The 15,620-nt window shown below is 63.2% G+C and carries 12 protein-coding genes; 8 read left to right on the top strand and 4 right to left on the bottom strand.

Annotated features, from left to right (window positions below):
- The 7 genes from CPI83_RS05380 (at nucleotide 1) to CPI83_RS05350 (ending at nucleotide 9,910) form a co-directional block, all read left to right on the top strand.
- Complete coding sequence (locus CPI83_RS05380; RefSeq protein WP_020909058.1) at nucleotides 1-1,881, top strand: dipeptide/oligopeptide/nickel ABC transporter permease/ATP-binding protein; 1,881 nt, start codon at nucleotides 1-3, stop codon at nucleotides 1,879-1,881.
- Nucleotides 1,878-2,669 (top strand): ATP-binding cassette domain-containing protein, encoded by a 792-nt coding sequence (locus CPI83_RS05375; RefSeq protein WP_003940215.1) that lies wholly within the window; start codon nucleotides 1,878-1,880, stop codon nucleotides 2,667-2,669. Before CPI83_RS05380 ends, CPI83_RS05375 begins: the two co-directional genes overlap by 4 nt.
- Nucleotides 2,666-6,025, top strand: a complete 3,360-nt coding sequence (locus CPI83_RS05370) for a serine hydrolase (protein WP_097386907.1) — start codon at nucleotides 2,666-2,668, stop codon at nucleotides 6,023-6,025. Before CPI83_RS05375 ends, CPI83_RS05370 begins: the two co-directional genes overlap by 4 nt.
- The gene (locus CPI83_RS05365; protein ID WP_070386409.1) at nucleotides 6,022-7,185 is read left to right on the top strand and encodes a M20/M25/M40 family metallo-hydrolase; all 1,164 of its coding nucleotides are present in this window, start codon (nucleotides 6,022-6,024) and stop codon (nucleotides 7,183-7,185) included. Before CPI83_RS05370 ends, CPI83_RS05365 begins: the two co-directional genes overlap by 4 nt.
- Nucleotides 7,163-7,984: a GNAT family N-acetyltransferase gene (locus CPI83_RS05360; protein WP_029256203.1), complete on the top strand. Its 822-nt coding sequence runs from the start codon at nucleotides 7,163-7,165 to the stop codon at nucleotides 7,982-7,984. Before CPI83_RS05365 ends, CPI83_RS05360 begins: the two co-directional genes overlap by 23 nt.
- The gene (gene menC / locus CPI83_RS05355) at nucleotides 7,974-9,107 is read left to right on the top strand and encodes an o-succinylbenzoate synthase (protein WP_020909062.1); all 1,134 of its coding nucleotides are present in this window, start codon (nucleotides 7,974-7,976) and stop codon (nucleotides 9,105-9,107) included. Before CPI83_RS05360 ends, menC begins: the two co-directional genes overlap by 11 nt.
- 122 nt (nucleotides 9,108-9,229) lie before the next feature.
- Nucleotides 9,230-9,910 (top strand): 3'-5' exonuclease, encoded by a 681-nt coding sequence (locus CPI83_RS05350; RefSeq protein WP_019745237.1) that lies wholly within the window; start codon nucleotides 9,230-9,232, stop codon nucleotides 9,908-9,910.
- A gap of 2 nt (nucleotides 9,911-9,912) precedes the next feature.
- On the opposite strand, the gene CPI83_RS05345 is transcribed toward CPI83_RS05350, so the two are convergent.
- The 4 genes from CPI83_RS05345 to CPI83_RS05330 all read right to left on the bottom strand — a co-directional run bounded on the left by CPI83_RS05345 (nucleotide 9,913) and on the right by CPI83_RS05330 (nucleotide 13,884).
- On the bottom strand, nucleotides 9,913-10,881 hold the full coding sequence (locus CPI83_RS05345) for a TIGR00341 family protein (protein WP_020970736.1): 969 nt from the start codon (nucleotides 10,879-10,881) through the stop codon (nucleotides 9,913-9,915).
- Nucleotides 10,882-10,894: 13 nt separating this feature from the next.
- On the bottom strand, nucleotides 10,895-11,350 hold the full coding sequence (locus tag CPI83_RS05340) for a DUF6069 family protein (protein WP_019745239.1): 456 nt from the start codon (nucleotides 11,348-11,350) through the stop codon (nucleotides 10,895-10,897).
- Nucleotides 11,351-11,475: 125 nt separating this feature from the next.
- Complete coding sequence (locus CPI83_RS05335; protein ID WP_097386906.1) at nucleotides 11,476-12,903, bottom strand: amidase; 1,428 nt, start codon at nucleotides 12,901-12,903, stop codon at nucleotides 11,476-11,478.
- Between the two features lie 114 nt (nucleotides 12,904-13,017).
- Nucleotides 13,018-13,884 (bottom strand): response regulator transcription factor, encoded by an 867-nt coding sequence (locus CPI83_RS05330; protein WP_020970739.1) that lies wholly within the window; start codon nucleotides 13,882-13,884, stop codon nucleotides 13,018-13,020.
- A 131-nt stretch (nucleotides 13,885-14,015) separates the two neighbouring features.
- Between CPI83_RS05330 and CPI83_RS05325 the strand changes: the two genes are divergently transcribed.
- Entirely contained in the window at nucleotides 14,016-15,620 is a 1,605-nt protein-coding gene (locus CPI83_RS05325) for an acyl--CoA ligase family protein (RefSeq protein WP_097386905.1), read from the top strand.

Genomic DNA, 15,620 nt, shown 5'->3' with positions numbered 1-15,620 from the left:
TTGAGCACCTCACCTACGGCCCCCACTGCGGCCCCCAAGACGCCCCCGCGACGACACTGGATCGTCGGAACGTTCCGCACCCCATTGGGAATCCTGGCCCTCACCTTCCTGACCGCTCTGATCGCCCTCGTCATCTTCGGACCGATGATCTGGGGTGACGCCGCTGTCGCAGCCAACCCGAAGGCACTCTCTCAGGGACCGAGTTCCGAGCACATCTTCGGCACCGACGCCGGCGGGCGTGACGTCTTCGCCCGCACGATGACCGCCGCGAGACTGTCGGTGCTCATGGCTCTCGGAGCCGTCGCACTCGGTGTCACAATTGGCCTGATACTCGGTACGCTCCCGACGCTCGCTCCCCGCTGGGTCGGACGAATGGTCGTGGCATTCCTCAACTTCGCCATCGCGTTCCCCGGACTGCTCCTCGCGATCTTCCTGTTGGTCGTTCTCGGACAGGGTGCGGGCAGCGCGGTGATCGCCATCGGCCTCGCCCTGGCCTCGCCGTTCGCGAGGTTGACGTACGCACTGGCTTCGTCGGTCAACGGACGCGACTTCATCGACGCAGCACGCATCCTCGGGGTCACCAAGCCGGGGCTGCTGTTCCGCCACATTCTCCCCAATATCCGTGAACCACTCATCGTCAATGCCAGCATCGCTGTCGGCAGCGGCCTGGTGGTCTTCGCCGGACTCTCGTTCCTCGGCTTGGGCATTCAGCCGCCTGCATTCGACTGGGGCCGGATGCTCAACGAAGGTCTGTCGAAGATCTTCGTCAACCCGGCCACCGCACTTGCCCCCGGCATCGCCGTCGTGCTCGCCGGCTTGACCTTCACGCTGCTCGGCGAGGCCATTGCTCGCGGCGCGGGAGTTCGCAGCCCGATCAGCAGTCGCCTGCCGAAGTGGAAGCCGATCAACCGGAAAACTGCCCAGGCCGATTCGGCGCCCAGCGACGAGGACGCAGTTCTCACCGTCCGCAACATGTCCGTCGCAGTCCCCGCGGGTGACGACTGGCGTCGCCCCGTCGACAACATCAGTTTTACAGTTCATCGCGGCGAAACCGTGGGCATCGTCGGTGAATCCGGCTCCGGAAAGTCACTGAGTTGCATGGCAATCGCGCAGCTGACCGACCACCCCACCGTGGTCGACGCCGGGCTCATCGAGTTCGACGGCACCGTGCTGATGAAGGACGGGAAGCGGCCGGACAACGCGGCTTCGCGCAAGGTTGCCCGCCAACTCGGCACACGTATGGCGATGGTGTTCCAGGATCCGATGTCGTCCATGAATCCGTCTCTCAAGGTCGGATACCAGGTCGCCGAGATCGGTTGGCTCCACGAAGGTATGAGCAAGGTCGACGCGAAGAAGGCGGCAGTCGAGCGACTGAACGCCGTCAAGATCCCCGACGCGCCCAGGCGTGCGAAGCAGTACCCCCACGAGTTCTCCGGCGGTATGCGTCAGCGCGCGATGATCGCCATGGGTCTGATGGGCAAGCCCGCTCTGATCATCGCGGACGAACCCACCACTGCGCTCGATGTGACCGTTCAGCGTGAGGTTCTCGGGCTGCTCCACGAGGTTCGCGAAGAAACCGGCGCCGCAATCCTTCTCATCTCACACGATATGGCCGTCATCACCGGCATGTGCACCCGTGTCCTGGTCATGTTTGCCGGCGAAATCGTCGAAGACATCGCAGTCGACGATCTGATTGCCGGTCGTGCAAAGCATCCGTACACCCGCGCGCTGATCGCCGCGGTCCCCACCATGAGCACCGATCGCGACAAGCCGCTTGCCACCGTCGACGAAGCCTGGCAGGTGGAGAGCCTCGACGCCGAGGAGAGCACCGCCGACATCGAGTTGGAAGAACTGTTGGCTGTTGCAGAGGAGATCCGATGAGCAGGCTCGAATTCCGTGACGTCAACGTCCACCTCGGTAGCGGTTCGAAAAAATTCCACGCCGTCAAGAACATCAATCTCGACATCCCCTCCGGATCGGTGGTCGGTCTCGTCGGTGAATCGGGTTCCGGAAAGTCGACACTGGCGCGAGCAACTGTCGGCTTGGCCGAGCCCAGTTCCGGCCAGATCCTTCTCGACGGTGTGGACGTCGCTCACGCCCGCGGCGCGACGGCTCGTCTGCGCCACCGGATCCAGATGGTCTTCCAAGATCCGTACTCGTGCCTCGACCCGCGAATGACCATCGGCCAGTCACTCGCCGAGGCGCTGCGGTCCACCGAGCGTCGTGACAAAGCTCGCCGCAGCCGCGGCGACCGCGCTGCCGAGGTGGCTCGACTCCTCACCACCGTCCAACTGCCGGTGGAGAAGGCGCACGAATACCCGTCGTCGTTGTCTGGTGGTCAGCGCCAACGCGTTGCCCTCGCGCGGGCATTGGCAGCCGCACCGGCAGTTCTGCTTGCAGACGAAATCACCTCCGCTCTGGACGTGTCCGTGCAGGGCGCGGTTCTGAATCTGTTGGTGGATCTGCAGAAGCAGCTAGGTCTGACGGTTCTATTCGTCAGTCACAACCTGGCGGTGATCCGCTATGTCTGTGACCACGTCGCAGTCATGCTCGGCGGCGAGATCGTCGAACACGGGCCGGTTCTCGACGTGATCGATTCGCCCAAGGAGCCGTACACGGCAAAGCTGTTGTCCGCGATCCCGACCTTCGGGGAGCCGATGTTCCAATGACAACGCCGACCACTCTCGACTCCCCCGCTGCCGTAGCCCGTGCCGAAGAACGTCGTTCGGCGAGAATCCAGGATTACGCGTCCGTGGTTACACCGACCAGCATCGCCGTCTCGGCGTCGGGACGCATTGCATACGTACGTACCGAAGCGAATCCGGCCGCGGATACCAACGAGCACTCGATCTGGTTGGCTTCCCCGCAACTACAGCTCACCGCGGGACCTGCCGACACCTCGCCGGCATGGCATCCCGTTTCCACGCTGTTGGTCTTCGTTCGGCCGGATTCCTCGGGCACACCGCAACTGTGGAAGGTCGACGCCACCGGCGGGCCCGCCGTTCAGATGACCACCACGGCGCAGCTCCCGCTCGGCGCTGGGGCACCAGTGTTCTCTCCCGACGGTGCTCGAATCGCCTTCAGTGCCCCGGTCGACCGCACTGCCGCCGGATCGTCACACCTCTTGGTGGCGAAACGCCTCAACTACAAGGTCGACGGATCCGGTGTCCGGGGCAGCGTTCGGGCGCACTTGTTCGAGTTCGATCTGGCCGCCGGCTCGCTTCGGCAACTGACGGACGGCGATTGGGACGCTTCGCATCCCGCGTACAGCCCCGACGGCACCGAACTTGCTTTCACCGCGGCGATGGACGGCAATGCCGATCTGACACGGGCGAGCTCCGCGTGGACCGTATCGCTGACTGATCTCGCCTCGGCTCCGCGGATGCTGGGGCACGCACGCGGCATCGCCGGACCACTTACGTGGACACCTGTCGGCGACGCCGTCGTAGCAGTCGGTTGGCACACGCCGATCATTCACAACAACGAACTTCTTGTCCTGCACCGCGACCAGCGAGTGGAAGACCGCAGTCTGACATCCGAACTCGACCGAAACGTCATGCCTGGCGGGACCGGTTATCCCGGTGGCGCACCGTGTTTCACCGCCGACGGCGACATCGTCTTCTGCATCCGCAACCACGGCTCCACCGAACTGCACAAGGTCGATTTCGGATCAGGCTCCGTCTCACCACTTCTCACCGGAGAACAGACAGTGGTCTTCGGTCTTGCCCTGACGTCCGAGAAGGCCGTCGTCGCGCTTGCAACGGCGACGTCCTTCGGTGAGGTCGCCGTCATCGACCTCGAGACTCGTGCAGTCGAAACCGTCACCGAATTGAACACGGAACTGACAACTTCCGTCGCGTTTCCAGTCGCCTCCGAGCGTTGGTTCGACATCAGCGACGGCACCCGTGTTCAGGGTTGGATCTTGCGCGACCCGAACGTCACGGGCGCCGGTCCGCTGGTTCTGGACGTCCACGGCGGACCACACAATGCCTGGACCGGTACACCCACCCCGATGCACGCGTACCACGCGGAACTGGTCGCGCTCGGATACACGGTCTTGATGATCAATCCGCGGGGAAGCGACGGCTACGGCAACGAGTTCTTCGACGGTGTGCGTGACGGTTGGGGTGAGGCGGATCGCGCCGACCTGCTCGAACCAGTCGAAACCCTTGTCGCCGAAGGGATGGCCGATCCGAAGCAACTGGTGCTCACGGGCTACAGCTACGGCGGATTCATGACGTGCGCCCTGACGTCCGTCACCGATCGGTTTGCCGTCGCAGTCGCTGGCGGCCTTGTCTGCGACATCGCGAACACGGCGGGCCCCTCGGACGAAGGCATCTTGCTGCAGACGGTCGAATTCGACCCGCAGTCATCTCGGGTACAGGAACTTTCGCCGCTGGGGCGAGTCTCCAAGGTGACGACACCGACGCTGATACTTCACGGCGGTAGCGACGTCCGCTGCCCGGTCAACCAGGCAGAACAGTGGTTCGGTGGACTGCGTTTGGCCGGCACCCCGACCGAACTGGTGGTCTTCCCGGGCGCGTCGCATGCCTTTGTGCTGACGGGTCGCCCCTCCCACCGTCTGGATTACAGCACCCGTCTCGTCGACTGGATCGAACGTCATCTCTCGCCTACGCCGGCACTGACGACGGTCGATCCCGACTACTGGCAGTACCGACTCGACACCCTGAGCGCGAAGTACGGGGTACCCGGTGCTTCGCTCGGAATTCTGACCACTACCCGCAGCGGTTTCGACCGCACCGTGGTGACGTCCGGTGTCGTCAGTACCCGCACCGGTGTCGCGGCCACTCCCGACACGTTGTTCCAGATGGGTTCGATCAGCAAGGTCTGGACGGCCACCCTGATCATGCAACTCGTCGAAGAAGGATTACTGGACCTCGACTCGCCTGTCCGGAACATTCTGCCGGGCTTCGCAGTTGCCGACGCGGTAGCCACTGAAACGGTCACCACTCGCCACCTGTTGACTCACACCAGTGGCATCGACGGTGACGTCTTCATCGACGGCGGACGCGGCGACGACTGCGTCGAGCGATACGTCGCAGCCCTGGCATCGACGGTGCAGCTCTTCGCACCCGGTACCGATTGGTCGTACTGCAACACCGGCTTCGTCATCGCCGGACGAATCATCGAGGTTCTCCGAGGCAAGAGTTGGGACGCGGTTCTGCGTGAGCGGATCATCGAGCCGCTCGGCCTGACCAAGACCACGACCTTGCCCGAGGAGACGGCACTGCACCGCGCTGCGGTCGGGCATGTCGGCGGTGCCGACAATCTCGCGCAGACACCACAATTCCTCATCCCTCGCTCGATGGGCCCCGCCGGTCTCATCAACAGCACCGCCGAGGACCTTCTTCTGTTCGCGCAGGATTCGATGCGCGAGGATCCGATTCTGCTTCAGCGGTCCACCCATCTGGCGATGCTCGAGGAGCGCCGCCAGATCGGAGACGTGTCGTCTGCAGACATCATGGGAACCACGTGGCTGCTGCACAATTGGGACGGGGTGCTGGCGCATGGTCACAACGGTGGAACCCTCGGACAGCAGTCCTTCTTGCGGGTGGTCCCGTCCTGCGGCATTGCGGTAGTCCTGATGGCCAACGGCGGTGCGATGGACGCTCTCTCGGGCGACCTTCTCACCGAAGTGATCGGTTCCATCGGCGGCGTCGCCGTGACACCGGCATTTTCGCCTGGAGACCCCGCCGCCCGCACCACGTCCTCACCTGAGGAACTCGATGCGCTGTGCGGTCTGTACCGCGATGCTGCTGCCGATTTCGTCCTGGAAAGAACCGGGAGTTCCTTGACCGCCCGCCGCACTGACCACATCGACCCTTCGGTCAACGCCGAAAGCGCAGAGTCCGTCTCTCTCAGCCTGATCGAAGTTCAGCCTGGAGTATTCGCGACCCAACTACCTCAATCAGCGGGTTGGATCCGGATCACTTTCTCCGACACCGGGAGTACACAATTGCTACACGTCGGAAGCCGCGCGTATCCGCGAGTGAACAACCGATGACCATTCTCCGCGATCTGGCCGAGCGCCAACTTCCTCAGATCCTCGAGGACGCCATCGCGCTCATCGAAGTCGAGTCGCCGTCGCACGATCTCGAAGCTGTTGCCCGCAGCGCGAAGTGGACGTCAGACCTTGTCCACGAACGACTCGGAGTGACACCGGAGTCGATAGTGACGGAAGGCCGAACCCATCTGGTGACCCGTTTCGGCAGCTCACCGACGCGGCTGATGCTGCTCGGTCACCACGACACCGTGTGGCCGATCGGAACCCTGACGCGCCTACCCGCAGCGGTCACCGACGGCGCACTTCGAGGTCCGGGTGGCCTCGACATGAAACTTGGTGTCGTTCAGGCAATCCACGCCCTCGCCATCGTCCGAGAGTTGCACGGGGACGATGCACTCGACGGAATCACACTCCTGGTCACCGGTGACGAAGAAATCGGTTCGCCCACGTCGCGGTCACTGATCGAGAAACTCGCGGCGGGCGCGGTACTGGTTCTCGAGGCCGGCGGTGACGGCGGCGAACTGAAGACTGTCCGCAAGGGAGTGTCGCTGTATCGGATCCATGTTGCCGGTCGCGCCGCGCACGCCGGGCTGGAGCCGGAAAAGGGCATCAATGCTGCAGTAGAACTGGCTCGTCTCGTGATCGCGGTCAACGACTTGTCCTCGCCGGCGCAGGCAACCACCGTCACCCCGACTGTCATTTCGGCCGGAACCACCACCAACACCGTTCCGGCAGAAGCCTTTGTCGATGTGGACGTGCGCGCAACCAGCGCTGCCGAGCAGGAACGGGTCGATGCGAATATCCGAGCCCTGCAGGCAATCCACCCTGAAGCCGTAGTCACGGTCTCGGGTGGCGTCAACCGTCCACCTCTCGAAGCGACGATGTCCGCACCGTTGCTGGCGTTAGCGGAACGTGTTGCGCTCGAGCATGATCTGACTCCTCCCGTCGGGCTCGCCGTAGGCGGAGCCTCGGACGGAAACTTCACTGCCGGTATCGGTATCCCCACCCTCGACGGCCTCGGTGGCGTCGGCGGCGGTGCACACGCCGAGACCGAGCATGCGCTCGTGTCCGCGATCGCCCCGAGGACGGCGTTGGTTGCGGGCCTTATTCGTTCGATCACGTCTGAAGGGGGCCCTCGTGTCGAAAAGCAAAGCGGTTGAGTTTCGAGAGCTGGTCGACAATCGCGAAATAGCCGATCTATCCGCCGTTTTCGATGAGATCTGGGCTACCAGCCCCGGACCGGCTCATTTCGGCACGGCGATGTTGGTTGCGCTTCATCACGGTGGTCACTACGTGGTGGGAGCCTTTTCCGAAGGCGAAATGATCGGTGGTTGTGTCGGATTCTTCGTCGAGCCTCTCGGCGAGGTTCTGCACTCACACATCGCCGGAGTACTACCGGGACACGCAGGCAAGGGAATCGGCCGCGCCCTCAAGCATCATCAGCGAGACTGGTGCATCGAGCGCGGTGTCAGGACGATCCGGTGGACCTTCGATCCACTGGTCGCACGAAATGCCTATTTCAACATTCAGCGTCTCGGTGCCGCACCGACCGAATACAACCCGGATTTCTACGGTTCGATGGCAGACGGCATCAACGCAGGCGACGCCAGCGATCGTATGCTCGTCAGTTGGGATCTCGACGTCGATGGATCTCCGAGTTCTGCTGTGGCCGTGAATGATACATTCAAGGTGCTTCAACCCACCGAGGACGGTACGCCTCGAATGCTCCCGATCCCACCCGACTGCATCGATATCGCAGTCGGAATACCCCGAGACATCGAGCATCTGAGAACAGTCGACCGCGCCTCTGCCTTTGCCTGGCGACACGCGCTTCGCGAGTACCTCGAACCACTGATCGCCTCGAAGGAATGGCAATCGACCGGCTTCGACCCCAGCGGCTATTACACGTTCACGAAAATCTGCGAGACAACCGGAGAAGAGCAAGTCCATGCACATTGAGTCCGTCGAATTGCGCGAACTGCGCATCCCTCTCGTCTCCCCCTTCACCACGTCATTCAGCACCCAGCTCGAGCGCAACACCCTCGTCCTGAAGGTGAGCGGCACCACCGACGGCCCCAACGGTCCGGTGGAGACTGTCGGCTGGGGCGAGTGCGGTTCGCTGAGCGATCCGTACTACAACTCGGAGTACACCGCTGGTGCGCGGGCGATGCTTCGCGAGTATCTCGTTCCGACGCTACGTAAGTCGCAGTCGGATCAGCCGCTCTCGGCCGAGACGGTCGGCAGCGTACTTCACCACATCGTGGGCCACCAGATGTCCAAGTCGGCTATCGAAATGGCAATTCTCGATGCTGAATTGCGCGCTCGCGGACAGTCTTTCGCTCGGTACCTCGGTGCCACTCGCACGCGAGTTCCCTCGGGAGTGTCCGTCGGCATCCAGGACAGCATCCCTCAGCTGCTAGAGACCGTCGGCAACTATCTGTCGCAGGGGTACGTGCGAATCAAGCTGAAGATCAAGCCGGGCTGGGACATCGCTCCCGTGGCTGCGGTGCGCAAGGAGTTCGGCTACGACGTTCCTCTGCAGGTCGACGCAAATGCCGCGTACACCCTCGTCGACGCGCAGTTGCTCCGTCGCCTGGACGAATTCGCACTGCTCCTCATCGAACAGCCGCTGGCCGAGGACGATTTGGTGCAGCACGCCAAGCTCGCCCAGTCCCTCTCGACTCCGATCTGCCTCGACGAGTCGGTCGAGTCGGCCAAGGATGCGGCGGATGCCATCACGCTCGGTGCCGCTTCGGTCATCAACATCAAGCCGAGCCGTGTCGGTGGATATCTGGAAGCCAAGCGCATCCACGATCTCGCCTCGGCACACGGTATCGCGGTGTGGTGCGGCGGAATGCTCGAGACCGGAATCGGCCGCGCCGCCAACGCGGCCCTCGCGGCGCTGGACGGGTTCACGCTGCCCGGCGACATCTCGGCGTCCGATCGCTTCTACAAGGAGGACATCACCGAACCGTTTGTCATCGAGGACGGCCACATCGCCGTGCCGCAGGGACCGGGCTTCGGTGTGACTCCACGTGAAGACGTCATGGATCGCTTCACGGTCGGAACCGAGACTCTGTAGGTCCACACAGTCACGCAGCAGCCACCTCCACCTTCACCCGGCGGAGGTGGCTGTTCGTCGTTTCTGTCGGTAGGGAGGTGCATAGTGATTCGGACATGACGTTCTGCACCGAAAGGCCCCCGATGAGTAGCTGGTCCGATCGCCCGATCTGCGCGTTCGACCTCGAGACCACGGGGCGGGATCCGTCGACCGCTCGCATCGTCAGTGCCTGCGTCGCGGTCATCGACGGTTCGAATGTCGAAACACGCACGTGGTTACTCGATCCCGGCGTCGATATCCCCGCCGACGCTTCGGCTATTCACGGAATCAGCACCGAGTACGCGGCGCGGCACGGCCAGAACTACGCCGAGGGCTACGAAGAGATTCGCGATGCTCTGCATAATTCCTGGGCGCGCGATCACGCCGTCGTGGCGTTCAATGCCTCCTATGATCTGACGGTCATGCATGCCGAGGGTCTGCGCATCGGCAAGCCCGCATTCGTTCCCGGGTTGGTGATTGATCCGTACGTGATCGATCGGGCGATGGATACGTTCCGCAAGGGCAAGCGAACGCTTGCGGCCGTGTGCGAGCACTACGGAATTTCATTGGAGTCGGCGCACGAAGCCGAGGCCGATGCCAAAGCGGCGGCGGCGTTGGCCCGCGAGTTGGCCGTGCGGTTCCCCGACCTCCTGGGGCTCGATCTCATGGTCGATCAAGCCGATTGGCACGCCGAGCGCCAGCGTGATTTCGCCGAGTACCTACTCAGCCAGGGCCGGGACGTGGGAGACGTCAACGGCCAGTGGCCGATTCGCGTTATCGCCTGACCTCACCCCGCCGCGATCCTCGTCCCGACGGTATGGACGATCTGCACGTCCGGGTTCCACGGAATCAGTGCGTCGATCGATGCCTCCAGTTCATCCAGTGGAGGAAGGGTTTCCGGGCCGAGCACGTCGATGGTGGCGGTGCTGCCCTGCCAGGTGACATCGGTGACCTCGGCTCCCGGAGTGTCTGCGAGCCACTGTTGCGCCGCGCTCCCGATCTGTCTCGCCCACAACGACGACAGGGAGTTGCCGACCATCGGAATCGCGACGACGATCAACAGAGCGGCAAGCACGAGGTATGCCCGCCGCCGCGACGTCTTCAAGATCCCGGCGTCGCGCGCGTACCCAGCTGCGACGAACACGCCTGTCGCGGTGATGATCATGGCAACCACGTTCGATGCGAACAGTACAAACGCGCCCACCGCCAAACTCGGTGACCCCGAGCCGAGACAGACACCTACCACCGCCAACGGTGGGACAAGCGAAATTGCGATGGCAACACCGGGAAGTACGTCGCCGACATCCTTGCGCGCGATCGCGATGGCCCCGACCAGACCGGTCGCAAGTGCTGCCGTCAAGTCCATCAACGTCGGCGAAGTACGCCCAAGCACTTGGGAATTGGTCAGCACGTTGGAGGGATTCGGCAATACCTGAGCGAACGCGACACCCAATACGACGACGAGGCAGATACCACCGACGACATAGACCAGGCTCCGCCCCACCAAAGCGCCTTGGCCAGTTGTGATGCCCAGCCCGACCCCGAGAATCGGCGTCGACAAGGGAGCGACGATCATCGCTCCGATGACGGTTGCCGTGGAATCGCCCACGACACCGGCCACGGCGATCACGGCAGACAGCGTCAGCATCACCCAGAAGGCGGATCGCTTCGAATCTCGGTCCCCCACCGAGAAATTGAGCTTTTCGTCGAGCTCCGCCAATGTGCGCCGTTGTGCTTGCGGAACCACCCCGTTCACGGTCGATACTCCATCACACGCCGATACGGCGAGTGGTCTGCGCGGACCCTGCGACCCCGGTGAGCAACGAGACGATCGCGATGCCGACGACGAAGTAGATTGCGGCGCTGGCGACTCGCGATGCGGTAGTCGCTGCGATCGTGAACGGCCACAGCGCGGTGGCGATCGTTGCGAGGATTCCGATCCACGCGAAGAAGTTCGACGCACGTGGCGTCGACACCATCAACGCATGCAGAAGTGCGGTAGCGACCAGCGCTGCGATCGCGGCGCTGAGAGCAAGCGAGCCGGCTTGGGAATTCCCCGGCATCCGCTCCGGTGTGATGACCGGAGTGTCGAGGATTCCCCGCACGATCAGTAGTCCGACGACCGCGGCCAGGGCCGCGACGAGCGCAGTTGCGGCCCCGCCCGCCCACAGTCGTTTTGCATTGACGGCGGGAGTCGCCGGACTGTCTGGTTGGAACTGGCTCATCGAGAGACTCCTTCACCGATACCGGATAGGGCTGTCCTTCCGAACTGTATGCGTTTCGGGACGGCCCACATTCACCCTCGACGGGTGAAAAGTACGGTGCTCTCGACTCTTCGACGGTGCCGGGGCTACGCCGGGACGGGTGGCCACACCGGGGCAATGCTCCACGGGCACGCCACCTCGAGCTGCGACGCAACCCGGATCAGCAAATCTTCACGCCCGAACGCTCCGACCAACTGCACACCGATAGGGACGCCGGCCGAGTCATGACCCATCGGCAAGGAAATCGCGGGCTGACCTGAACTGTTGAACGGACTGGTCAAGCCGCTGTACCCGGCCGAATGCTCCCAGATCGACATGGGATTTGCCGTGTCGAGCAGACCGAGCGGAGCTGCCGGTCGAGCCATCGTCGGCGTCAGCAACAGGTCGTGATCGACAAAGAACGCACCGATCACCTGGGCTGCCCGCTCGAGTTCCTGCAATGCCTTGACGACGTTCGTCGCACTTTCGGACTTCGCGCGGTCGTAGATCATCCGAGCCATCGGTTCGAGGTCGTCGTCGCGGATTGCGCGGTTCAGTGTCTCCAGTCGTTCATCGACCTCGATCGTCATCGGAATGCCCATCAACACGGAAAGTCCGGCAGTAAGGGCATCGAGCGGAAAGTTCGGGGCGCCCTCGGTGACATCGTGACCGAGTTCTTCGAGCAGGCCGGCAACACTGGTTGTGACCGCCGCGCACTCCGGGTCCACCGGGGTGCCGTCCGGCAGCACGTTGCTCAGACCAATCCGCAACCGTCCGGGATCCGCGCCCACTTCCTCGATGTACGGCCGCCTCGGCGCCAGGATCACGTAAGGATCGCCCACTGTCGGCCCGGCGGACAGATCGAGAAGCAGCGCAGTGTCGCGGACACTTCGGGTGAGTGCGTGATGAACACTCATCGGCGACGAGAACAGCGTGCGCGCCGGTGCCGTCGGAGTGCGTCCGCGGCTGGGCTTGAGGCCTACCAAGCCACAGGCCGATGCGGGAATGCGGATCGATCCACCGCCGTCACTGGCATGGCCGCCGGGCACGATCCCGACGGCAACCGCTACAGCCGTGCCACCCGAAGATCCGCCGGGTGAACGATCGAGGGCGTAAGGGTTGCGGGTGGGCCCGAACAGCGCAGGTTCGGTACTCGCGTTCTTACCGAACTCCGGTGTGTTCGTCTTGCCGATGACAACCAGACCGGCCTCACGGTATCGCTCCACGAGCGTCGAATCTTTTTCTGCCACAGCGTCGGCGAACAATCGAGATCCGTTGGTGCTCGGCAATCCTGCGACGTCCATGCCCAGGTCTTTGATCACGAACGGGACGCCGTGCAGTGGACCTTCCGGCAAGCCGCCTGATACCTCGTTGCGTGCCTCCTCGCGACGCTCACTGATCACCGCGTTGACTGCCGGGTTGCGCTCGTCGAGTCTGTCCAGGCTGAACTCGAGAACTTCCTTGGCGGAGACGTCACCGCTCCTGATCGCCTCGGCCAGGCCGGTCATGTCGTTGTTGTCGAACAAATCCTGCATCGATGCCCTCATCACTCGTGTCGAACTCTGCCGATAGTGAGGTCCGTCATACCAACCATGGCGAAGGCGTAGCTTTGAAATTCCGCTTGGCGGGACCGGCCCACCGATTCAGCCTTACAGAATCAAGCCCTGCCGCCGCGCTTCCACAACTGCTTCGTGCCGACTGCGGACGTCGAGTTTTCCCATCAGATTCCGCATGTACGTCTTGATCGTTTCGACGCTCAGGGACAACCTCTCGGCGATCTCGGCATTGCGCAGTCCCAGAGCTACGTAGCCCATCACCTCCCGCTCGCGGGGCGACAGGACAACGGTGTTCGCGACTGGAGTGTTCGCGGAAGGTTTCGGCGACGCCAACGCCCGCAACTTTGCCTCGACGGCGCGGACCTGCGCGCTGAGAGCCATGTCCTCGAGGTTCGCCGCGATCTCGCCGAGCGCCAGGACGCTCTCGGTCAACCCTTCGGATATCTGGGCATCGCGATTCGAACCGTGTTCCACCGCAGCGGTATCGAGCATCGCCACCCGACGATCCACTTCGTCGCGAATCTCGAATTCGCGGGCCAACGCGTACGACGATCGCATCATCGTCTCGGCGATCACGTCGCCGATCGGCAGGTTGGCGCGCAGTCCTCCGTAGATCGCTCCGCGAGTAACCCCGCGTACGACGATCGGGACTGCCATCAAGGATTCGATGGCTTCGGTGCCTACTTCGTAGTCGTAGTCATGGGTGATGTGCGACGAGTTCGCGTAGTCCTGCACCGCGCCCGGTCGTTGTTCTGCGATCGCACGACCACCGAGTCCGCATTCGGCGTCGATCTTCAAATTTCGCAGGATGTTGCTACGAGTCCCGACGTAGCCGGTGATGGTCAGCGACCGGTCGTCGACACAACCGCCGAACAGAACCGGCAACTCGGTTCGGGGGTGCAGTCGACGCAGTTCGGCGCGCAACGCGTCGTCGTCGCTCGGTCTCAGTACCCTGCTCACTCTCACCTCCACATACCCAATTCAGAGGGTAGCGGCACCTTTGACTGGGCAATAGCGTGCATCCAGGCCATTTGTAGTGCCGATCACAACTACCGTGACACCAACCGTGTCACGTCGCCTTCGGAGGAACCGTGTCTGTCTCGACAGCTCTCGCAGCCAACAACACCCCGCTCAGTCCGCTGCGCTTTCTCGAGCGCAGCGCTGCGGTGTTCCCCGATCGCACCGCCGTCATTCACGGCGACCGGAGCTACACGTACCGAGAGTTCGGTGACGAGGTCGCAGCGCTGGCCCGCGTCCTGCGTCAACGCATTCAGCCCGGTGACCGCGTTGCGTACCTGGCGCCGAACGTTCCCGAGATGCTGTTCGCGCATTTTGCCGTCCCACTCGCCGGCGGAGTCCTGATCGCCCTGAACTCACGCCTCGCCGGTCCCGAACTCGAGTACATCCTCGATCACTCGGGAACCACGATCCTGTTCGTCGACTCCGAATTCGTCGGCTCGGTCACCTCATCCAAGGCGAACGTGACGAGCCTGCGCGAGATCATCGAGATCCCGGACTCCACCGTGCCCTACCCGGAGGTCCCCACCGGAATCGTCACCGGGCAGTACGCCGATCTGATTGCCGAAGGTGAAGCTCTCGCCGATCAGCCACTGTACTGGGGCGTCGACGACGAGCAGCAGTGCATCGCCATCAACTACACCTCTGGCACCACCGGAAAACCCAAGGGCGTCATGTACTCCCACCGCGGGGCATACCTGAACTCGCTCGGCGAGACATTCCACAACGGCTTCGACGGAGCGACGAAGTATCTGTGGACACTGCCGATGTTCCACTGCAACGGGTGGTGCACGCCGTGGGCCGTCACTCAGGCCGCAGGCACACACATCTGCCTGCGCGCGGTCCGCGCCGACGCGATCTGGGACGCCATCGACAATCTGGGCGTGACGCATCTGTGCGGCGCTCCTACCGTCTGCTCCACCATCGCCGACGCAGACCAGGCCCACAAGGTCGAAGCCCTGCGCATCACCACCGCCGGCGCTCCCCCGTCACCGACGATCATCGGAAAACTCGAAGACATCGGTGTCACCGTCGTCCACGTCTACGGTCTCACCGAGGTATACGGCCCGTACACGATCTGCGAGTACCAGGAAGCCTGGGACGACAAGCCGCAGTCCGAGCGCGCCGCACTTCTCTCCCGTCAGGGAGTCGGCATGGTGCAGGCCGAAAATGCTCGCGTTGTCGATGCCGAGATGAACGACGTTCCCGCCGACGGCCAGACCATGGGTGAGATCGTGCTCCGCGGCAACAACGTGATGCTCGGTTACTACAGTGACGAGGCCGCGACCGCCGAAGCATTTGCCGGTGGTTGGTTCCATTCCGGCGACCTCGGCGTCATGCATCCCGACGGTTACATCCAGCTCAAGGACCGCGCGAAGGACATCATCATCTCGGGCGGTGAGAACATCTCCACCGTCGAGGTGGAGCAGGCGATCATGAGTCACCCTGCCGTGATCGACGTGGCAGTCGTCGGCGTTCCCGACGAGAAGTGGGGCGAGCGCCCGAAGGCATTCGTGGTGCTGGGCAAGGGATTACAGGCTTCCGCCGAAGACATCGTCGAGCACACCCGTGCATTGCTGGCCGGGTACAAGGTTCCCCGCGACATCGTCTTTCCACTCGACCTTCCTCGCACCCCGACCGGCAAGGTTCTCAAGTTCCAATTGCGTGCGTCGAAGTAA

This window comes from Rhodococcus sp. H-CA8f (assembly GCF_002501585.1).
Classification (GTDB): domain Bacteria; phylum Actinomycetota; class Actinomycetes; order Mycobacteriales; family Mycobacteriaceae; genus Rhodococcus_F; species Rhodococcus_F erythropolis.
Note: the sequence above shows the minus strand (reverse complement) of the source record. Positions and strands in the feature narration are given on the sequence as shown.

Coding starts and splice junctions, on each gene's coding strand:
- menC (WP_020909062.1), top strand. CDS start 7,974: ATGCACATTGAGTCCGTCGAATTGCGCGAACTGCGCATCCCTCTCGTC.
- CPI83_RS05365 (WP_070386409.1), top strand. CDS start 6,022: ATGACCATTCTCCGCGATCTGGCCGAGCGCCAACTTCCTCAGATCCTC.
- CPI83_RS05375 (WP_003940215.1), top strand. CDS start 1,878: ATGAGCAGGCTCGAATTCCGTGACGTCAACGTCCACCTCGGTAGCGGT.
- CPI83_RS05350 (WP_019745237.1), top strand. CDS start 9,230: ATGAGTAGCTGGTCCGATCGCCCGATCTGCGCGTTCGACCTCGAGACC.
- CPI83_RS05370 (WP_097386907.1), top strand. CDS start 2,666: ATGACAACGCCGACCACTCTCGACTCCCCCGCTGCCGTAGCCCGTGCC.
- CPI83_RS05340 (WP_019745239.1), bottom strand. CDS start 11,350: ATGAGCCAGTTCCAACCAGACAGTCCGGCGACTCCCGCCGTCAATGCA.
- CPI83_RS05335 (WP_097386906.1), bottom strand. CDS start 12,903: ATGCAGGATTTGTTCGACAACAACGACATGACCGGCCTGGCCGAGGCG.